23 protein-coding genes, 1 tRNA gene and 4 pseudogenes are annotated in these 18,747 nt (G+C 61.5%); 12 read left to right on the top strand and 16 right to left on the bottom strand.

The genetic code is table 11. The annotated features are described in order from the left end of the window. The first annotated feature begins 6 nt into the window (after window positions 1–6). The 3 genes and pseudogenes from ACVJ5M_RS21855 to ACVJ5M_RS21845 all read left to right on the top strand — a co-directional run bounded on the left by ACVJ5M_RS21855 (window position 7) and on the right by ACVJ5M_RS21845 (window position 1,085). A pseudogene (locus ACVJ5M_RS21855) lies at window positions 7–467 on the top strand (YidB family protein). 9 nt (window positions 468–476) lie between these two features. Then, the gene (locus ACVJ5M_RS21850) at window positions 477–740 is read left to right on the top strand and encodes a GlsB/YeaQ/YmgE family stress response membrane protein (protein ID WP_063983383.1); all 264 of its coding nucleotides are present in this window, start codon (window positions 477–479) and stop codon (window positions 738–740) included. A gap of 96 nt (window positions 741–836) precedes the next feature. Next, window positions 837–1,085, top strand: a complete 249-nt coding sequence (locus tag ACVJ5M_RS21845) for a hypothetical protein (protein ID WP_354079293.1) — start codon at window positions 837–839, stop codon at window positions 1,083–1,085. A 397-nt stretch (window positions 1,086–1,482) separates the two neighbouring features. On the opposite strand, the gene ACVJ5M_RS21840 is transcribed toward ACVJ5M_RS21845, so the two are convergent. The 4 genes from ACVJ5M_RS21840 to ACVJ5M_RS21825 are packed head-to-tail and all read right to left on the bottom strand — an operon-like array spanning window position 1,483 to window position 3,917. Next, the gene (locus ACVJ5M_RS21840; protein ID WP_063983384.1) at window positions 1,483–2,478 is read right to left on the bottom strand and encodes a L,D-transpeptidase family protein; all 996 of its coding nucleotides are present in this window, start codon (window positions 2,476–2,478) and stop codon (window positions 1,483–1,485) included. Window positions 2,479–2,490: 12 nt separating this feature from the next. Beyond that, complete coding sequence (locus ACVJ5M_RS21835; RefSeq protein ID WP_063983385.1) at window positions 2,491–3,567, bottom strand: glycosyltransferase family 4 protein; 1,077 nt, start codon at window positions 3,565–3,567, stop codon at window positions 2,491–2,493. Window positions 3,568–3,579: 12 nt separating this feature from the next. Continuing rightward, window positions 3,580–3,714: a hypothetical protein gene (locus tag ACVJ5M_RS21830; RefSeq protein ID WP_256376410.1), complete on the bottom strand. Its 135-nt coding sequence runs from the start codon at window positions 3,712–3,714 to the stop codon at window positions 3,580–3,582. Then, complete coding sequence (locus ACVJ5M_RS21825) at window positions 3,708–3,917, bottom strand: hypothetical protein (protein ID WP_063983386.1); 210 nt, start codon at window positions 3,915–3,917, stop codon at window positions 3,708–3,710. Before ACVJ5M_RS21825 ends, ACVJ5M_RS21830 begins: the two co-directional genes overlap by 7 nt. 601 nt (window positions 3,918–4,518) lie before the next feature. On the opposite strand from ACVJ5M_RS21825, the pseudogene ACVJ5M_RS21820 reads away from it, so the two are divergent. Together ACVJ5M_RS21820 and ACVJ5M_RS21815 are read left to right on the top strand one after the other, a co-directional pair. Continuing rightward, window positions 4,519–5,654: pseudogene (locus tag ACVJ5M_RS21820) on the top strand (YihY/virulence factor BrkB family protein). 60 nt (window positions 5,655–5,714) lie between these two features. After that, window positions 5,715–6,065: a response regulator gene (locus ACVJ5M_RS21815; protein WP_084795139.1), complete on the top strand. Its 351-nt coding sequence runs from the start codon at window positions 5,715–5,717 to the stop codon at window positions 6,063–6,065. A gap of 331 nt (window positions 6,066–6,396) precedes the next feature. On the opposite strand, the gene ACVJ5M_RS21810 is transcribed toward ACVJ5M_RS21815, so the two are convergent. After that, a protein-coding gene (locus ACVJ5M_RS21810; RefSeq protein ID WP_425364243.1) for an IS630 family transposase occupies window positions 6,397–7,336 on the bottom strand; the annotation gives its coding sequence in 2 pieces (ribosomal slippage) (window positions 6,397–6,999 and window positions 7,001–7,336; 939 coding nt in all). Between the two features lie 231 nt (window positions 7,337–7,567). Here ACVJ5M_RS21810 and ACVJ5M_RS21805 point away from each other — a divergent pair. Next, on the top strand, window positions 7,568–8,083 hold the full coding sequence (locus ACVJ5M_RS21805; RefSeq protein ID WP_063983388.1) for a YciE/YciF ferroxidase family protein: 516 nt from the start codon (window positions 7,568–7,570) through the stop codon (window positions 8,081–8,083). A 33-nt stretch (window positions 8,084–8,116) separates the two neighbouring features. Here the strand turns inward: ACVJ5M_RS21805 and ACVJ5M_RS21800 are convergent, their stop codons facing one another. The 4 genes from ACVJ5M_RS21800 to ACVJ5M_RS21785 are packed head-to-tail and all read right to left on the bottom strand — an operon-like array spanning window position 8,117 to window position 10,101. Further along, window positions 8,117–8,584, bottom strand: coding sequence for a hypothetical protein (locus tag ACVJ5M_RS21800; RefSeq protein WP_354079289.1), 468 nt, complete (start codon window positions 8,582–8,584; stop codon window positions 8,117–8,119). Next, window positions 8,581–8,928, bottom strand: a complete 348-nt coding sequence (locus tag ACVJ5M_RS21795) for a DUF3147 family protein (protein ID WP_063983390.1) — start codon at window positions 8,926–8,928, stop codon at window positions 8,581–8,583. The genes ACVJ5M_RS21800 and ACVJ5M_RS21795 overlap by 4 nt, the downstream gene beginning before the upstream one ends. Then, window positions 8,925–9,530: a cupin domain-containing protein gene (locus tag ACVJ5M_RS21790; RefSeq protein ID WP_085401472.1), complete on the bottom strand. Its 606-nt coding sequence runs from the start codon at window positions 9,528–9,530 to the stop codon at window positions 8,925–8,927. Before ACVJ5M_RS21790 ends, ACVJ5M_RS21795 begins: the two co-directional genes overlap by 4 nt. Continuing rightward, window positions 9,517–10,101 (bottom strand): phosphatase PAP2 family protein, encoded by a 585-nt coding sequence (locus ACVJ5M_RS21785; protein WP_063983392.1) that lies wholly within the window; start codon window positions 10,099–10,101, stop codon window positions 9,517–9,519. Before ACVJ5M_RS21785 ends, ACVJ5M_RS21790 begins: the two co-directional genes overlap by 14 nt. Before the next feature lie 193 nt (window positions 10,102–10,294). Here ACVJ5M_RS21785 and ACVJ5M_RS21780 point away from each other — a divergent pair, with 193 nt between their 5' ends. The 6 genes and pseudogenes from ACVJ5M_RS21780 to ACVJ5M_RS21755 all read left to right on the top strand — a co-directional run bounded on the left by ACVJ5M_RS21780 (window position 10,295) and on the right by ACVJ5M_RS21755 (window position 12,556). Further along, on the top strand, window positions 10,295–10,450 hold the full coding sequence (locus tag ACVJ5M_RS21780) for a hypothetical protein (RefSeq protein WP_161495837.1): 156 nt from the start codon (window positions 10,295–10,297) through the stop codon (window positions 10,448–10,450). A gap of 8 nt (window positions 10,451–10,458) precedes the next feature. After that, the gene (locus ACVJ5M_RS21775; RefSeq protein ID WP_063983394.1) at window positions 10,459–10,749 is read left to right on the top strand and encodes a SemiSWEET family sugar transporter; all 291 of its coding nucleotides are present in this window, start codon (window positions 10,459–10,461) and stop codon (window positions 10,747–10,749) included. 36 nt (window positions 10,750–10,785) lie between these two features. Then, window positions 10,786–11,424, top strand: coding sequence for a cysteine hydrolase family protein (locus tag ACVJ5M_RS21770; protein ID WP_063983395.1), 639 nt, complete (start codon window positions 10,786–10,788; stop codon window positions 11,422–11,424). Then, window positions 11,421–11,732, top strand: a complete 312-nt coding sequence (locus ACVJ5M_RS21765) for a hypothetical protein (protein ID WP_063983396.1) — start codon at window positions 11,421–11,423, stop codon at window positions 11,730–11,732. Before ACVJ5M_RS21770 ends, ACVJ5M_RS21765 begins: the two co-directional genes overlap by 4 nt. A 60-nt stretch (window positions 11,733–11,792) precedes the next feature. Further along, a pseudogene (locus ACVJ5M_RS21760) lies at window positions 11,793–12,298 on the top strand (YciE/YciF ferroxidase family protein). Between the two features lie 63 nt (window positions 12,299–12,361). Then, on the top strand, window positions 12,362–12,556 hold the full coding sequence (locus ACVJ5M_RS21755; RefSeq protein ID WP_144030747.1) for a hypothetical protein: 195 nt from the start codon (window positions 12,362–12,364) through the stop codon (window positions 12,554–12,556). Window positions 12,557–14,176: 1,620 nt separating this feature from the next. Here ACVJ5M_RS21755 and ACVJ5M_RS21750 read toward each other — a convergent pair. The 7 genes and pseudogenes from ACVJ5M_RS21750 to ACVJ5M_RS21720 all read right to left on the bottom strand — a co-directional run bounded on the left by ACVJ5M_RS21750 (window position 14,177) and on the right by ACVJ5M_RS21720 (window position 18,725). Continuing rightward, a pseudogene (locus ACVJ5M_RS21750) lies at window positions 14,177–16,318 on the bottom strand (DUF3987 domain-containing protein). Between the two features lie 298 nt (window positions 16,319–16,616). After that, window positions 16,617–16,880: a hypothetical protein gene (locus ACVJ5M_RS21745; protein ID WP_304490105.1), complete on the bottom strand. Its 264-nt coding sequence runs from the start codon at window positions 16,878–16,880 to the stop codon at window positions 16,617–16,619. Continuing rightward, window positions 16,877–17,080, bottom strand: coding sequence for a hypothetical protein (locus ACVJ5M_RS21740; protein ID WP_304490106.1), 204 nt, complete (start codon window positions 17,078–17,080; stop codon window positions 16,877–16,879). Before ACVJ5M_RS21740 ends, ACVJ5M_RS21745 begins: the two co-directional genes overlap by 4 nt. Window positions 17,081–17,133: 53 nt before the next feature. Then, entirely contained in the window at window positions 17,134–17,340 is a 207-nt protein-coding gene (locus ACVJ5M_RS21735) for a helix-turn-helix transcriptional regulator (RefSeq protein ID WP_049808087.1), read from the bottom strand. Window positions 17,341–17,587: 247 nt separating this feature from the next. After that, window positions 17,588–17,665 (bottom strand) — tRNA-Pro (locus ACVJ5M_RS21730). 109 nt (window positions 17,666–17,774) lie between these two features. Continuing rightward, window positions 17,775–18,359, bottom strand: a complete 585-nt coding sequence (locus tag ACVJ5M_RS21725; protein ID WP_071913245.1) for a MerR family transcriptional regulator — start codon at window positions 18,357–18,359, stop codon at window positions 17,775–17,777. A 24-nt stretch (window positions 18,360–18,383) separates the two neighbouring features. Further along, a complete protein-coding gene (locus ACVJ5M_RS21720) occupies window positions 18,384–18,725 on the bottom strand; it encodes an integration host factor subunit alpha (RefSeq protein WP_028152484.1) in 342 nt (113 codons plus the stop codon). Between the last annotated feature and the right edge of the window lie 22 nt (window positions 18,726–18,747).

Genomic DNA, 18,747 nt, shown 5'->3' with positions numbered 1-18,747 from the left:
CCGAAGATGAGTCGCGGAATGCCATCAATGACCGCCCTCTTGGGTATGCTCGCAATCGCCGGTTACCAAAATCGGGACTCGCCGACATGTTTCGCAACGCTACCTCCGGTCAGCCGGCGGGTGCCAAGGATTCCCTGAGCGGTATGCTCGCAATCTTGGCGGCCTTGTGGGAGGCGGCGGCGTGAGTTCGCTGCTGAACGGCAGGATCGGCGAGTTGCTTGAGCACTTCAAGCAGAACGGACAGGGCGATGCGGCCCAATCCTGGATCAATCAAGGGCCAAACCGGGAAGTCACCCCGCCCGAACTCCAGCAGGCTATCGGTCCGGACGTCCTTCAAAAACTGGAGCAGCAGACCGGCCTGTCCCGGCAGGAGATTCTCGACCGATTGTCTCGCGAGCTGCCGGCAAGCGGTGGACAAATACACGCCTGATGGACGTCTTCCGGCTCCATCGGGATCGCAAGGCTAGGGGAGAGACATGAGCATCATCTGGACGATCATCATTGGCTTCGTCGCAGGCGTCATCGCGAAGTTCATCATGCCTGGCGACAACGAGCCCTCCGGCTTCATCCTGACCACTATCCTGGGAATAGTGGGAGCGTTCGTTGCGACCTATCTTGGCCAGTCACTAGGCTGGTATCGGCCCGGAGAAGGCGCAGGGCTGGTGGGGGCGGTCGTGGGCGCCATCATCGTGCTTTTTGTCTACGGTTTTGTGGCCGGTCGCAGTCGACGGGCTATCTAACCGCGGTAACCGGAAATTCTTCGCGTAAACGCGAATATCCGTCCGGCGCGAAAGGCACAGCAGATGAAATGGATGCTCGTTGTCCTGGTAGGAGGCATGACACCGGTCAACACCGACCTGGTCTTCGACAAATTCGCCGATTGCCTTGCAGCCAAGGAGCAGATGCGAAAGCACTACACCGACGCCTTCGAGGTCTGGGACCGATGGGCCGCGGCAAATATCGAGCGACGACGCGAATACTCAAAGATGCGCGACCTCCAGGCCAAACGCCTGCTTAGCAACATCGGTACGTGCGTTCCTCATGCAGGCGGCGATACCATAGCGCCGCAGCAGCCGAGCAATTGATGCCCTCTCAGCCTCCTCAAGCCGCACCCACGCCGCCGCCAAGTCCGAAACCGTGACGTCTGAACGTTCGGAACATAGGGGTCGCAAACGAGTGTTGTAGCTGCCTTGAAAAAGCTCTTCACCGCCGTTGCCGTCGGCGGGCGTAAGCTCCGGCGGCTTAGTGTGCGTCGCGAGGCAGCCTGGTAGGGAAGCTAGCGCTCGAACCTTCGGCCGTATCCATTCCGCTCCTCCTCCAATGGCTCCTCGATAAACAGCCGGCGCCAACCAGGCTACTCAACGCCAGAACAGGTTCCGGGTTCGATGCTGCGCTTACCTCGATAAACACTCGCCGACCTGACCGACCGGAGTCATTCACGCCAATCGGCGCCGGGGGGCCACGCTCGCGGTGCATTTGCTGTCATCGTGAGCCGTCGACGAAGGCGATCGGAGTGCCCTTCGCGACGCTCGTTGCAACCCGCTCCGCATCCCAGTTGGTCAGACGGACGCAGCCATGGGATTCCGCCTTCGAGACCTTGTCGGGCGACGGTGTGCCATGAATGCCGTATCCTTCAGCGGTGAGGTTGATCCACACCGTTCCAACCGGATTGTTGGGGCCCGGCTTGATGGTGAAAGGTTTTCGGGATTGAACGCCCTTAAAGTGGTAGGCCGGATTGTAGCGATAGGTCGGATTTCGGTCGACCTCGGTCACCTTCAGAGTGCCGGATGGCGACGGCTTCTCCTCGCTCCCGACCGTTGCCGGATAGAAGCCGATAAGCACGTTAGACTTGTCGAACAGCTTCACGGTCTGCCGACTCTTGTCGACCTCGACCCTGTCCGCCCTCGACGGCGCGCCGGCCTCTGCACTGCCAGTATCCACAACGATGATGTCGTCGCCGGGGCGGTCGAAGCGCTGCCCGGGATTGAGCGCCGCCAGCAGTTGCTCGCTCATATGAAATTTCTCGGCCAGTCCTTCTCGCGGACTGGTGAAACCCAGCTTCGGCAGGTCTTTCATTTCCTCCATCTTCGACGGGAGCTTGCTAAGAAAAGGTCCGGCGACATCCTGCTCGGTGATCGTGTAGTTCGCCGTGACTCGCCGATCGTCCGCGCGCAGTGCGTTCCAGACGTCCTCGGTCGGAACGTCCGAGCTCGGCAATTGCCGCGCCTCCGCGAAGGCGCGGAGGGCCTTCTTCGCGTTCTCGCCGAATCTGCCGTCGATCTCACCTGGCGAGAAGTGGGCCCGGTCGAGCAGGACTTGTAACCGAACGCCCGCCGGCGTCGGCTTCTCGTTCGACAAGATCTTCTTCGATGGTTCGGCGGCATCGATAGCAGCCGCCCCCATTTCGGCGCACCGCGCCGCCGGGTCGGCCATCACGGCCAGGAGAACAATGATGTGTTTCACCTTTCGAGGCCACATCGCCAAATCCTTTCATGGTATCGATGGCTGAGCACCTGGGCAAAGGTCCGTTTCCTTCACGCCGGGATCGGCGATCAAGCCTCGGTAGGCGCGCTCATACTCTCGCGCCATCCGGCTTGCGGAGAAGCGCGCTTCGAAGCGGGCGCGGGCTACCCTCCGGTCGAGACGGCCAAGCTCTCCAACCGCCCTTACCGCCTGGTCCTCATTCTCGACGATGAAACCCGTCACGCCGTCCTCAACGACTTCCGGCACGGATCCGGATCGGTAGGCAATAACGGGCGTTCCGCATGCCATCGCCTCGATCATGACGAGACCGAACGGCTCAGGCCAATCGATCGGGAATAGGAGGGCCGCTGCGTCGGCGAGGAACGGCTGCTTCTTCGCATCGTCGACTTCCCCCACAAGCTGAACCATTCGACCATCGATGTGCGGCTCTAGCTTCTTCTTGAAGTATCCGGTCTCACCGCGCGGGATCTTTGCGGCGATGCGCAGTGGCTTGCCGGCCGCCCGCGCGATCCGGATTGCGTCCTCGGGACCTTTCTCCGCCGTGAGGCGACCAAGGAAAGCGAGATAGGATCCCTCATCGAAAGACGGGCGGAAGAGGTGCGAAGGCAGCCCGTGCTGGATCGTGGCGATCCAGTTCGCCTCCGGAAGCGGCACGCGCTGGTGCTCGGATATCGAGACGAAGCCGGCGCCGGGAAACTCGCGCACCACGTCCGGCAGGCCCGGGAGGTCTAGCCGACCATGCATCGTGGTCAGGAAGGGCACGCCGAGCCGACTGAGCAGCGGAAGCGGCAACCAATCGATGTGTGCGTGGATCACGTCGAAGTCTTTCGCGCGCCTGGCGATGGCCTCCAGCAGCACGGCACTGGCCGCATTGGGGTCCACGCCCTTCCGACCGAGGCGCAGCGCGCGTGGCCACACGGGATGGAGTTTGCCTTTCGTCCTGGAGTCGCCGCTCGCGAATAGTGTGACCTCGTGACCGAGCTCTACCAACTCGTCCACCAACCATGCCACGACCCGCTCGGTGCCGCCGTAGAGCTTTGGGGGAACGCTTTCGGCGAGGGGAGCAAGCTGAGCAATGCGCATATTGCCGATCCTCTAGACTGGAAACATCAAAAGGAGGATCAGCATGATGGCAGCCGAAACGAGCTTGGAGATGATCAACAGCGTCCAGTCCGGCCTCGCGGTGCTTGCCACCAATTGCCTGACGAGCTTCTCCATAAGCCTCAACATTCGTCCTTGGGGAGACGGTTCAAGTAGGCCAGGCCGAACCCGGTCAGTTCTTCGACCTCGCTCACGCGCGCTTCCCATCTTCCTTGAAGGTGGCGCTGCAGCAGACAACGCCGGCTGTCCGCGGCATCCACGTCGCGATGCTTCGCACGATAGAGGGACCAAACTGTATCCACGGCTCGCCGCCGCAGGGCTTCGTCGACCATGTTCCGGGTCCAACAAAATTGACGTCGTGGGACGGCAACTCATCGCCCGAGCGGAGGTTTCCAGTTTTTCCCGAAAATCTTAAGCCCAGTGACGGAGATGGACCGTATCGAGGCCGTGACGGCTCACGGGACACCTGGAGTTCGCCATCGCCGTCCAAGCGCAATCCCATCGCTTCGAGCTCCAGTGCCAATGCTAAACCATGGCCGATGCGAATAAGATCGACGAGCAAGAGCAAGCCCTGCGCCGGATTATTTCCCTACTTGTCGAGCGGCCGGAGAAGACCCTCGATCCAACAGCGCCTAATGGGATCCTCCAACCGACTTAAGTCATAGCAGTTCATACAAACGTACCGATCCCGCCCCCGCCGGGTTCTGTCAGGCGCGCGTTCATTGGACCCGCCTCACAACGGTCAAGGCTTCCGCATCGGTTGGTCTATCGCCGACATCTGAGTATCCCCACCGAGTTAGCATAGGCTCCTCTCAGGCCGCAGCTCAGGCGCGTGGCGCATGTTTCCCCAACCGGGGGCTAAGGCCGGAAACCTCCGAAGTCGCCGCGAGGAATTCCCTTCAACCACTCCGATTAACTTTCGCGGAGAGGCTCATGAAACATGTTGTCGATGGCACGCCCCGCGGTCGCGCCGACCATAGTGGTTGGAGTATCGCCGCGGCGCTCGGCTTGTTGGCCGCGGCATTCCTGGTCGAGCGCTTTGCCCCTTTAGAGGACGAAATCCATCCGCCGCTGGCGGAGGCAAAGCGGGACACCGCCGCTGCCGGCCTGGCGGCGGAAGGCGACGGTCGCGGCCGGAGCGCGACTTCTCCGTTGGAGATCCCGGCGGAAGGGTGGAAAGACATTCTTTGGCGTGTATACGGCAACATCGGCGAACATCGCATTCTCGCGCTGGCCGCCGGTATGACCTACTACAGCATACTCGCGATCTTTCCGGCGATCGCCGCTCTCGTCGCCATCTACGGGTTGTTTTCGGATCCAGGCAGCATCGCCAGGCACCTCGACGACGTGTCCGGCTTCATCCCGGGCGGTGCCGTCGACGTGGCACGCGAACAACTCATGCGCGTTGCCACCAAGGGAGATCGGACCCTGGGCTCTTCACATTCGCGATCGGGCTGGGAATCTCGCTGTGGAGCGCGAACGCCGCTATGAAGTCGCTTTTTGACACCTTAAACATAGTCTACTGCGAACAGGAGAAGCGCGGCTTTCTGAAATTGAATGCGATGTCCCTAGGCTTCACCGCCGCCGGGATCGCGTTTGTTATAGCGGCGCTGGGTGCGGTCGTCGTCGTTCCGCTGCAGTACGTTGGCCTGTCGAACGCAGCCAAACTCCTGGTCCGGATTGGGCGCTGGCCGGCGCTCTTTGTCGTCCTCGCGCTCTCTCTCGCCTGTATCTACCGCTTCGGGCCAAGCCGCCAAGCGCCACGCTGGACGTGGATCACCTGGGGCAGCACGGGCGCGACCGTGCTCTGGCTCGTGGCTTCGGCGCTGTTCTCCTGGTACGCCGCCAACTTCGGCACGTTCAACCAGACCTACGGCTCGCTCAGCGCCGTCATCGGCTTCATGACGTGGCTCTGGATCTCAGCGATCGTGATCCTGCTCGGATGCGAACTTAACGCGGAGATAGAGCATCAGACCGCACGTGACACCACGACCGGCGCGCCTAAGCCGCTCGGCGCGCGGGGCGCGAAGATGGCGGACACGGTCGGCGCGGCCCGTGTGGACCGATAGACCAGCAGGAACCGCCCAAACATTCGGCGGTTCAGACTCCTGAGTGAATCGGAGTTCCGCGTGCGCATCCTTTTCGTCGAAGACGACCCTCTGATCCGAGAATTCATCGTCGAAGCGCTACGCGAGGAAGGCTATGACGTCATCCACGCCTGCGACGGCGAAGAAGCGCTTGCGTGGTGCAAACGTACGGCGGCCGACGTTCTTGTCACCGATGTGAGGCTGCCCGGAAAGATCGACGGCTGGCAGATCGCCGAACACTGCCGTCAACATCATCCGGAGTTGCCGGTGATCTATGCGACGGGCTTCTCTCCCGTGACGCCCCGACCGGTGCCGAACAGCCTCATGTTACGGAAGCCCTACCATCCGGAGCAGATTGTCGAAGCCGTGAGAGAGATGACGGCGGGTCGCTAACGTCTGCTAGTTTTTGCCGTTGCCGCGGTTGGTGACGCGGGCGTTGCCCAGTCCCGTCCCGATCGTCAGCACGCCCCACCGCTTCATGTCCTCGGATGCCGGTCGAGTAGTGGCGCAGCGAGCTCGTCGCGCTCTGCGTCGCGCGACGCAGGAACGGCGACCGACATCGAACGTTGAATAAGCTTCGAGGATGTCACGATACTCGAAGAGCAAAACTTAGGGCCCGCGCCCTCGTGGCGCCGGCCCCTTTTCCCGCCATCGCTCCTGCCGACGTTCGAGGAAGAGTGTCTCTTAAATATGGCGTGGCACGTCGCTCTAAAGCGTGATGGCATTAAGTTCGATAGCCTGAATTTTTCAGGTAATTGGCGCATTCCTCGGGGGTGAAGGCATCGAGTGCGTGGCCGATTGCGGCGCAGACCGCGTCGACGGTTCGCGCGGCAGCTTTGCGGAGCAGATGCTTGAGCTTGGCAAAGACCTGCTCGATCGGGTTCAGGTCGGGTGAGTATTTGGGCAGGAAGAAGAGTTTGGCGCCGACCGAACGGATGAGTTGGCGAACTGCTTTGCTCCTGTGGCTACCGAGGTTATCCAAGACGACGATATCGCCGGGTCGAAGGACAGGCAGAAGAACCTTCTCGACATAGGTGCGGAAGCTCACGCCATCGATCGGCCCCTCGATGAACCATGGTGCATCGATCCGGTCATGGCGCAGCGCCGCCAGGAAGGTCATGGTCTTCCAGCGGCCGTGGGGAACCGTGGCAGGAAGTCTGTGCCCGCGCGGCGCCCATCCCCGCAAAGGCGCCATATCGGTTCTGGTCCATGTCTCGTCGATGAAGACGAGCCGCTCAGCTTCGACGCGTCCTTGATATTTTGTCCACTGGGCTCGCCGCCGCGCGACCGCGGGTCGATCGCGTTCGCCAGCCGCCACGCTTTTTTTTGAAGCTGAGCTTCTCGGCATGCACGAAGTCCCACACCGAGTGATAGTCGACCTTCAGGCCGCGTCCAGCAAGCTCGGCAACGAGCCCCCGTATAGTGAAATCGCCGTCCTTGATCCGTTGCGACAGCCAAACCGCGTGGTCTCCCGAAACCGCCTTCGGCTTATGACCGCCCATCTGACCAGGCTCAACGCTGCCGGTCTCCTCTACCCGTTGCATCCAACCGATTGCTGTGCTGATCGCGACCCCAAACTGCTTGGCTGCCTGATTGCGGGACATCCCGCCCTCGATCGCGGACACGACACGCTTGCGAAGATCCAGAGAATAAGGCTTGCCCATCCATGCTGGCCTCCAACCCAGCCAGCATGGTGAATCAGAAACACACCGATTTGGGAATCCCAAATCGATTCAACCTAACCCCATCCTGCTTTAGTCGCCCATGGCCGCTCGATCGAGCCGCGCTACGAAGGTATTGGTTCGATCTGTCATCAGTGTCTCCGTGTCGCAAGGCGGAACCGCCGAAGACCCTTCGGCGTTCCGTTGACATCATTGCGAGAGGAGAAATCGATTATGGGCTTCTTCACCAAAGACATCAAAACCATGGATGACCTTCTGATCCACGGTATTCAGGACATCTACTACGCCGAGCAGCAAATCTTGAAAGCGCTGCCGAAGATGATCGAAAAGGCCACCAACCGCGACCTGGTTACCGGCCTCAAGAACCATCTGGAAGAGACCAATAAGCAGGTAGAGCGGCTCGAGAAGGCCTTCGCAAAGCTCGGCAAGGAGCCCAGCGGCACGAAGTGCCCGGCCATCGACGGCATCATCAAGGAAGCCGACGAGACCGCCGGCGAAATCGAAGACAAGGCGGTGCTGGACGCGGCCATCGTCGCCAACGCGCAGGCCGTCGAGCACTACGAGATGTGCCGCTACGGGACGTTGATCGCCTGGGCCGAAGAACTCGGCCATGACGAGATCGTGCGCTTCCTCACGACCAACCTGAACGAAGAGAAGGCGGCGAACACCAAGCTCAACACGGTCGCGCTGCGCAAGGGCGTCAACGCCAAGGCCTCCGACGCTGCCTGACGGCTGACCAACTTCAGAAGGGCCGGCTTCGCGTTAACGCGGGCCGGCCCTTTCGGCTACGGGCGAGCTCCGACATGATCTCGCCTTGCGTCGCACGAACCAAGCCGCGACCGACACCGCCAGCCACGCCAGCGAGGCGCTCGCAAATGCGCCGGCGACGCTTCGTTCGACCAGTAGCCAGAACACTCCGGCGAACGCCAGCATCCCGAGCGCGCCGAGCGCAGCGCCGGCGGCGTCGAGCGCTGCGGCTTGTTGCCCTCGCCGCTTTCCGTCAAGTCCGGCCTCGCGCATGCGGCGGATCTCATGCTTCTCGATGAGAGTGGCGCTGGCGCAGAAGATCGCCGGTAGAGCAAGGAATAGGCCGCCGATCGAAGCCCCGTACCAACTGCTGACCAGGCCGGCGAAGACGGTCGCTGCGCCGCCCAGCGCGAAGCGGACCGCGTATTCGTGCCAGCGTCCTTCTCGCAGCGAGGACGGCGAGATTTCAATCGGCGCGCTCATGTCTGACCTCCCGCGGCCGCCCACAGGCCGAAGGCAGCTGCGAGCCACACGACGATCGACAGCAGCGTGGCCGGCAGCGCACGCATGCGCGCCCGGATCAAGAGCTGGCAGACGACCAAGCTGTAGATCCCGAGCGCGATCGCACCGGCCATCATCGAATGGGTTTGGACGGCTGCGTAGGATTCGCCGTGCTGATAGATCGCGATGCCTAGAGTGGCGAGCGCGACCGAGGGCGCGGCTCCGAACAGGCCGGCGAAGCTCTTCGGCCTGAGCACGTCTCCGAGCATCGCGAAGGCCGACACAACGGCGCCGCCTACCAGGAAGCGGACGACGTACTCGCTCATTTCGGTTTCTTCCATAGCTTTGAGAGCAGGCCTCCCGCGCCGTACACCGGATCCTTGCGCGGGACAGGCACCTTTGGAATCGTCTTCAGAGCTTTCGGACGGTCCTCGACCTGCGTGCACTCGTCGTAGGTGCCGACGCGCGGATAGGCGCCGACGACGAGGAAGTCCTCATCTGCGAACAGGCATTGGTGTCCCGTGCCCGCCGGCAGGATGGCGACATCGCCCGCCTTAAGCTTGAAGATCCGGCCTTTGCTTCCGCCGAAGCGTACACGTCCCCTACCCCGCGCGATGCCAAGCACCTCATGGATACGTGAATGGTAGTGAACGTAGTCGTAAATCCCGTCCCGCCAAGTTTCGCCCCAGCCGTTGGCCTCGAACAGGTCCTCCATGACGGCCGCCGGATCATGCCCGTCGCCGAGATCCACAGCGCCTCGGTAGATGACGAGAGGCCAGCGCGGATGGTTCGGGATGAGACCGTCGTCCTTGAAACGAGCCGTCTGAGGCTTTCTTGGCCGCGCTAGGTCAGGCGCCTCCTTCTTTCCGGGTCGGCGCAGACCGGTCGCGCGCTGCACGTATTCCTTCACGTCCTCAAGGATTGGCATTGTCATCCTCCTTCGGTGGCGACATTGGATAGCCGGTCCAGAGACGCAGTAACCGCTCCATGATGACTCCGAGCGCGAAGCCCGCGATCACGTCGCTCGCCCAGTGCGCCAGCACTATGACCCGCGTCAGGGAAAGGCCGACCGCCAAGGTACGGATTAGTCGCCGCAGCAGAGGCGGCAATGTGCCCGCAGCGGATGCCAGGGCGCCCATGTGGAGCGCGTGGCCGGACGGAAATGCGTCCTCGCGCTTGCCGGAAAACGAGACCCCGTGCAGATGACCGAGCACCGTCGTGCGATCCGGGCGGGTCTGGTCGAAAACCGATTTCATACCGTGAGGCGCCAGGGAGGCTGCGACTGTGACCAGGAGAGCGTGGTTGCCCGCGCGCTGCAGCTGCTCCGATCTGCCCCTCGTCACGACCCAACCGGCGACGGCCAAAGCCAGGAGGATCTTTTCGTCGCCGCCCCACGTCAGGCCGCGCGAGACCCTCTCCGCGCAATGGTTGGTCTTACTCGCCACGGTCCGTGCAATGAGCACGTCAGGCTTGGTAGGTTTGACAGTGACCAGCGCCATCACCTCGATCCGTGACGGCGTCCGCGTAGTCGCGGACGCCTCGTTTGAATTGCCTTTGCCATCATAACGTCGGAGCAGGTTCCAAGTTCATCTGCCTGTCATGGAACCAATCGACCAGGCCAAGATTTGGAAAACGATGGGTACAATCGGGAAGAAGCGGAAATCGCAATGGCTCGCATCTAGTGGAGCGCTGGTGCTCGCGACCGTTTTCCTCAGTTACCCGCTGATCGGCGGGAAGAATTCCGGCTCCGTCCACGCCAACTCCGGTGTGAGCACCGAGCAGGCCGCGGCCGATGTCGGCGCGAAAGTCCTTCCTACCGATCCTAAGCTCAAGATCGAGCCCAAGTAGCTACCGGCTTGTCGACCCTTGCCCCCTACGTCGGCGCACTTGCCGCCTTTCTCGCCTCCCTGTCCTACGTGCCGCAGGTCCGGAAGGCTTGGCCACGCGGATCCACGGACGACCTCTCTCTCGGCATGCTCACGGCACTCACGCTCGGCCTGACGCTCTGGATCGTCTACGGCGCCATTAAGGGAGATTGGGTCATCGTCGGCTCCAACGTGGTCGGCGCCGCCCTCGCCGGTGCCGTCCTCGGCTGCAAGCTCCGCGACCGCAAGTGCCACTCGCACAAGCGAGGAACCAAGCCCTAGCAGGTCCGTTGGGGCTGGCTTTCGAGGATGGGAGCGATGTCAAAAAAGGACGAGCTCAGGTACGGGCCCGTGGGCGCCGAGGCGATCCACCTCTGCGTCGATATGCAGCGCATGTTCGCCGAAGACACGGATTGGAAGATGCCGTGGCTGCCCCGCGTCCTGCCGAACGTCGTGGCGATAACGGCCGCGCACCCGGCGCGCACGGTCTTCACCCGCTTCATTCCGGCGAGCGCTCCCGGCCACGGCGTCGGCATGTGGCGCCGCTACTATGAGCGCTGGAGCTCGATGACCATCGACGAGATCGGTTCCGACATGATCGATCTTGTACCGAATCTCGCCCGCTTCGTTCCACCTGCCCGCACTTTTGACAAGTACGTCTACTCGCCGTGGATCGGCAGCGACCTGCACGCGCAACTGCGCGCCGCCGGCGTCGACACCGTGATCGTCACGGGCGGCGAGACCGACGTCTGCGTGTTGGCGACCGTGCTGGGCGCGGTCGATTGGGGCTTTCGAGTCGTCCTCATGACCGACGCGATCTGCAGCTCCGCCGACGAGACCCACGACTCCATGATGACCATCTACGCGAACAGGTTCGGGCAGCAGGTGGAATGCGTGACGACGGAAACGCTCCTCGCCGCCTGGCCCGGCGGCACCCGCACGGGCCTTCTGCCATGAGCGAGTCCTATCTTGTGCAGATCCTGCTACCGAAGGAGACGGGCAAGGGAGAAAAGATCCCGAAGGATTGGTTCGACGGGCTTCTGAGAGAGCTGACCGACAAGTTCGGCGGCGCAACGAGCTTCATCCGAGCGCCCGGCGAAGGTCTGTGGCGAAGCGGCGGCGGCACCGAGCACGACAATATCGCCGTCGTTGAGGTCACGACGGAGCTTCTCCTCCCGGACTACTGGCGCGGTCTTCGCGAGCGACTGGAGTCGGAGCTCGCGCAGCATAAGATCGTCATCCCCGCGCAGCAAATCCCGCTGTAGCGCGTAGGAACGGTCCCCCCGCCGGTCGTTTGGAGTGCGAACCCAACACAGGAGGACGCCATGGGCTTTTTCACCAGGGACATTAAAACGCTGAACGACCTTCTTCGTGCATACGCTGCAGGATATCTATTACGCCGAGCAGCAGATCGCGAAGAACCTTCCGGACATGATCGAGAAGGCAAGCGATCCCGGCCTCAAGAACGGCTTCCAAACGCATCTCTCCGAAACCAAGGGCCAGATCACCCGGCTTGAGAAAGTCTTCGAAATGCATGGCGTCGCGGCGAAGGGCGTCGATTGCCCCGCGATCGACGGCATCCTCAAGGAAGCGAGTGAGGTCGCGGGCGACGTCGACGACAAGCAAGTGCTGGATGCGGCTCTGATTGTGGCGGCCCAAGCCGTCGAACACTATGAAATCACCCCGGTACGGCACACTGATCGCATGGGCCAAGATGCTCGGCCGCGATGATTGCGCCTCCGTCCTGCAGCAGAATCTCGATGAGGAGAAGGCGACGGACGAGAAGCTCAATACGATGGCGCTGCGCAGCGTGAACCGGAAAGCCGCCTAGTCCGTTGGCAGGATTGACGTGGAGGGCCGCCCGGAAGGCGGCCCTTGTTTTGAGCAGGAAAGCATGAGCCTTGAAGTATTAAGGACACTGGCAGCCGCCATGACGATTATCGCTGCCGCCATGGTGGCGGCGAACTGGAACGCGCGCATCACCGTGTGCGGGTTCGCTCTCTTTATCGCCGCGTCTCTCGCATGGATCGCCGACGGGATAATGAACCGAAGAACTCGCTCATCATCCAGAACGCCGTTCTTCTTCTGATCAACTTACTGGCGTACAGCGCTGGCTACCGCGCGCCGACAAGGAAGCCGCCGCGTCTCGGCCTGCGGATCACGCGGCCCGGTAGAGAAGATCAGGCCTGCTTCCTGTCTGAAATGGCCCGGCGCGCGAGCGCGGCTTCTCCCGCCTCCGTCAAACCGCCGATCGATGTCTGCCCTTTCCTCGCGCAGGCGATGATGCTGTCGGCGATATGGCTATCATTGATGAGGCGGCCGTCCCATGCTTGCGACTAATCGGCATCCGCAACTGATTTACTTGTCGACGACCAAAGAAAAGCGGAGCGCGTTGCTAGCGGGTTCATGAAGGATCTATTCTTCGACTACGGAGCACTGATCTCGCCGCGCTTTCGCGCGGCATGGGTCTTCTCGTCAGGTGCGTTTACAATACAACCTAAGATACCCCATATTTTGATTTGTGGATGCGCGAAATTTCGGGGGCCGCCGGTGGTTAGTGGCGAAGGTTGGAAGGATCTGACCCACCCCTCCCCGGTCCATGCGCCTCAGATGCTAAGCGAGATTTGTCGACGGCACATGCCCCCTCAACCCTGCGGCGCGCTGCCACGTCGGGATCAGCATCCCTACACTTGTATACGTTCCCAGATAGGGTCGAGGGACGCGCGTCTACAAAGACATAGGCAGTCAGTTCAGAAACTTCACGGCGAGACGGCGCTCATCACGCCATACAACCGAGCAATCCGTATCCAAGCCAGCACTTGGAACGCGCAGGCCGAAGGCTGCGGGCACGAGAGGCGCGTTATCTACTTGTACGACCGCAGAGGAATCAGTGAGGTGGCGGACCTTGCACCGCACAGGACTGCCGTCGACCATTATCTGCGCAGCATAGACATTACGTCGCCGCTCGTTCGCCACGACTCGCAGTCTCCCCCGCTCTGGCGCGCGGGAGATACTGATCGGCGATTCCAGGCTCAAATGAGGCTAGACCATGATTTCATTGCTAGGCTGCGATCTCCGGCGCGGCGAACGCCAATAGAGCGGCATCCTGCAGCCCCCGATCCTGCGCTCGCCGCCTTGCCATCGCCCCAACCGTTCGCAGCGGCAATCTCCCGCGCGGTCGCGCCATCGAGTGACTGCTCCAACACATCACGGTGTTCGCCCAGCGCAGCAGCAACGCGTGGCGTATCCAGGACGGGTGTGTTTCATGGATTGTCTCTTCGTGACGTGACGTTCTGGCCATTCACTGGCTCTTGGTATGGCTGCACACAGGGGAAAACAATTTGAAAACTTGCGGGATGACGTCCGTAACTGTGGGGCCGGAAGTTAAGGCCGATGGTGGGAGAGATTGAGTCGGCCCCACCCCTATGCAGCCAGCCACGGTAGCAGATCGCCGAGGCCACCCTCCATAAGCGACTCCACCGCAACCCATTCCCATGTCCACTCGCCAGTGGCGACGTCGCGCCCATATGCGTGCAGCGCCTCGCCATCGCATTCCTCGGCGTCTTCGATATCGTCCCCTTCGTGAAGTGGCCGCGAGAGTCCCTTGCGCGCGCGAGTCAGTAAGATTGAGAATGTCCCTTGAAGATAGAAAAGAACGGGATTTGCTCTATGTGACGCGCGCGCAAGGGCCAGTTGCGGCCACTTGCTATTACTGCAACGAGCCGGAGATAATCCGGCGGACCTCTTCACGGCGTGCCTTCTCTGCCTCGGCACGGTCAGCGAACAGTTTGTGGACCGATGGCAGCACCTGCCATGTCAAGGAGTCGCGTCGGCCTGTTTGCACGGGCTCTAGCCAGCCAAAGGCATCCAACTGCTCCAGAACCGCCTGGGCCTGGTCTACGTCCATCCCCCGCATTATGCGGTCACCTCGCCTGACGTCTCGCACCGAGATAGTCTCCAGCTTGCGCGCTAGAATAAACCCAGCCGCCGCCAACACCATGTCATGCCGATCCGAGAGTCCGAGGATATCGACGTAGAACGCGACAGCGTGCGGAAACAGGAACTTCTCAAGGAACGCAGCGGCCCGGCTCGCGGTGTCTTCCTTGATGACGGATGCCGGTCGCGCACCGTCGCTCTCAATGCAGTGAAACACGATGCAAAGACGAGCGAATAGGCCGTCATATTTCCCGAGGTGCGAAGCAAGTTTCTTATTCACCGCCTCCCACGCACACTGCATCTCGAAGTACTTCTGCGCTAGCGAGCTGCGCAGATCCTGCGCGGCGTCATCGAACTGCAGCGGCACTTCAACATAGGTACTGAGCGCACCCTCTCCTGTCGGCCTGCGTAATCGCGTCAGGCGGGCCACGGTAGCCTCATATGCGGCAGCGGCATCTGGCATGGGCTTATCGACACCGGCACCGGCGGCGCCGAGAACGATGGGAAATAGCCTCTGAAGCAAACCATCGTCATGGGCTTCGGCAGCGAGAGCGCGGATTGGCTCGGGCTGGATGCCGCCTAAGAGCGAAACCGATAGGTTCTCAATCAGCACGGCGCCGCGCCCAATGCGATTCACCGTGTACGGGCCGCCATTGAATGATTGCAGCCAGAAGCCCCGGTCCTTCGCAGAGCCACGGCCGGAACTGTACTTGTCCATAGACCCAAACCAGCCCGATAACTCATCCTGCAGGCACAGAACACCATCAGGACTATCCTTTAGGACTTCCTGTGCAGCTTCGATCGTTGTGTCTTCTAGGCGCAGACGAACATGCTTGGGTGCGGGCGCGTCCTTCTTGTCTGCTGGTGACTGAGAATCATACTTGCGCCGCGCCTAATCGTAAGTACGAAACATATCGCGATCGAGCCGTTTTAGTGGCGCGGCAGCAGCGGAAATCAGCGGGGATTTCTTCGTGGATGGGTCACCAATTGGCGCGACCCACAGGCGAGCAGATTCCAGCCAATTCGGATCATGGCGCTTAACCCTCAACCGAATGGAATCGGGAATTGCAGCTGCACATACCGCAAGGGCAGCAGCCGCCAGGCCGCCGGGATCAACACCCATCAGTTCGCCCTGTGCCAAGGCGAACTCCTCAATGACTGGCGGAAGAAGCCCAAAGGGAAGCGGTGGGTGCGCACGACGCTGCCAAAGGTCCACCGGAGGTACGTTGTCATTGGCCGCCGTCAGAGACGACGCAAGCGCTGCTCCAGCCTCACGCATCTCCGCATGCCTCTCTCCGTATTTGCCCCAGAGGCGCGTGAAGTCCACGCGAGCACGGTCTTCAGAGCTATAGCGGGCAAACCAATTGCCCCTAGCTGATAAGAAGAGAGCCGCCGCGGCCTCAGCACTGTGACCGTCGAAGGCCATCTGCTCGACGACCACTGCCGCGTAGTCAGAACGGTTGCCAACATCGTTGGCCGCAAGCATCGCCGCCAGCTTTTCCGACACCACGATGCCGTCAATATCGGGGAGGTCGCCAAGCTCCATGGGCTTTGCCTCCGTCGCTGGTGGAGATGCCCAAGGCGCCAGCGCCCCGCGGAAGGCATCCACGTTAGTCAGATCTCCGCACCATTCTTGCAGATAGCGCACCGGAGCTGGATCTGGTGATCGACCGCGCTTCAGTTTGGCTTCATTTGGCCAATTCTTTGTTCCCGGAACGCGCCACACGTGGTCGACATCAGCGGTGCCGTGATCAGATCCTGTTGCGCGCTTCAGGGCCAACGCGAGCGGCGCAGCCTCGGCCACAGACAATGGCCGGTCAAACAACCAGCATGGCTGTTGATTGCCGGGGCTGGTTTCGACGATATAGTTGGGCTCGAGCGGCAAGTCGCCAGCGTTGCCCGTGTCCGCGTCCATGTCTGCCGTCAAACCGACCACGACGACGATGTCGGCCTTCGTTCCGCGTTTACCGCGCGGCAAGCCCCGCTTCATGATGTGGGGGGCGGTGTAGACGTTCGCGCCAGGCGTATCTTGATGCGCCAGGATGGCCTCGACCATGCCGTCAACGTCGCCCACCCTGTGGTGCGTGATGGTGCCCTTGTCGCCCTTAAGATTGGCATTGAACGCAGACACAACGAACACGCCGTCAACGCGCTTAGCAAGCCCATGCAGCATTTCGCAGTGCGTGCGGATCGGATCGGTATTGTCGGTGATCTTAGCTGCGGCGAATCTCGTCACTGGCGTTCAAGCCCCCATCAAATGCATTGCTGGCAAGTTGCGTAATTTCATCGGCAAAGGTGCCAACGAAGGTCGCGGTACGCCGTCCCGCGGCGTTCTGTGAGTAAGTGAGGCGACGACCGCTTTCGGTCTGCACGAGTCTTAGGTCGTACATTCGCAGTTCTGGCGTCAGCTCAATATCAAAGCGAGCCAACGTCTTTCCCTCTCCAGGCGGTGCCGGGCGGATGGATAGGATTTTCACCGTTTCCCGTCTTCCTCTACGGCCTTAAAATACGCCGCGCACAACTGGTCGTGCTTCCACACATCGAACTCGCTGCAATCGCTCAGCGTTGCGTCGGGGATACTCGCCCGCGCGGCCCGTAACATTTCGTCCTCCAGTGCATCGATTTGGGCAGCAATGCGCGCGGATTTGCTGTCGCCGGAATCTGGCGTGCCCGTCATGTTTGGATTTCCTAGTTTGGTTACGGGTGCACCTGGCTAAAGGGCCAGTCGTGCTAGGCGGCTTGGGTGCCGCTCTTTGAATTGTCGTTGGCGATGGTGCAGGTCCGCGCCCATTCGTCGAGTGCTTCGGTAGAATAGACTACGGCTTTGCCGAAACGCATGAACGCGGGACCGCTGGTCCCGTAGCAGCGTGCTTTATCCAGAAAGGATTTCGAAACGCCGAGATATTCGGCCGCCTCCCGAACCCTGATGTTCGCCACTAGTTGCCTCCGTGTGTTGGCGTTGGAAGCACAAATGGATATCAAATCAAATTCGAACAAATAGGGCACAAACCGTAATTGCAATCGCTTTGAAACCAAACGTTATTGCGACTGGGGTTTTTGCCGCCTCTTGGGCGAGGAAGTCAATCGCGCGGGCCATTCCACACATGGGAGGTAGGCTGGCTACATAGTGGCTAAAAATCTTTTAGCCAGCTCTTCAGACCTCCGGCTAAGTCTTTGATTTTAATGGTCGGAGCGAGAGGATTTGAACCTCCGACCCCTAGTCTCCCAGACTAGTGCGCTAACCGGGCTGCGCCACGCTCCGAACGTCGTTCCATTAGCTAGGATCGCCGCTTTGCGCAAGGCGAGGTCGCAGCATTTTGGCGTCCGTGCCCACAGCCCCGGAACTGCCGGCAAAGCTCGCGAAAAGCGCCCTAGCCGTCCTTCAGCGCCTGATCCAGCATCTCCCGGCACGCGACGAGGTCAGCGAGCACCCGTCCGAGCCGCTCCCGGTCGATGGCGCTGGGCCCGGCAGGTGCGGCGGGAGTGCCGCCCTTGCGGAAGGTGGTGAGGATGTCCTCGTCGTCGACCTCCGTGAAGCGGAAGTCGATGCCTTCCTCCTCGTCGCCCTGGTAGTCGTCTTCGTCGGCATCCGTGACGCCCTTGATGGGCGCCTCGTCGTCGTCGTCGGGCTCCATCAGGCTGGCGCCGATGGCATCCTCAATGGCCCCGAACGAGACCGCGGCCGCGCCGTCGGCGAGGCCCTGCACCGACTTGACGCCGTGCTCCTTGAGAATCCGCTGCACCCCGCGGATGGTGTAGCCCTCCCCGTAGAGCAGGCGGCGGATGCCCTTGAGCAGGTCGACATCGTCGGGGCGGTAGTAGCGGCGGCCGCCGCTGCGCTTCATCGGCTTGATCTGGGAGAATCGGGTCTCCCAGAACCGCAGCACGTGCTGCGGAATGTCGAGTTCCTGCGCTACTTCGCTGATGGTTCGGAACGCATCCGGCGCCTTGTCCAAATGCCAAATCCTTCGCGCAGGCGGTTACGCCTCGGGTTGAGCCTTGCTGGCGTCGCCATTGCCGCGATGCTGGGTGTTGATCCGCTGCTTCAGGATGGCCGACGGCTTGAACACCATGACGCGGCGCGGCGAGATCGGCACCTCGGTGCCGGTCTTCGGGTTACGGCCGATACGCTGACCCTTCTTGCGGACCATGAAGGAGCCGAAAGAGGACAATTTCACCGTCTCGCCCTTCTCCAGGCAGTCGGTGATCTCCTTCAGGACGAGTTCCACGAACGCAGACGATTCCGTGCGCGACAGGCCCACCTTCTGGTAGACGGCCTCGCAGAGATCAACACGCGTTACGGTTTTGCTTTGGTCGGTCATCGCCCTGCCCCACATCACGGCG

The organism is Bradyrhizobium sp. S3.7.6, from assembly GCF_054061875.1.
The sequence above is the reverse complement of the archived record's forward strand: the minus strand, read 5'-3'. Positions and strand labels throughout refer to the sequence as shown.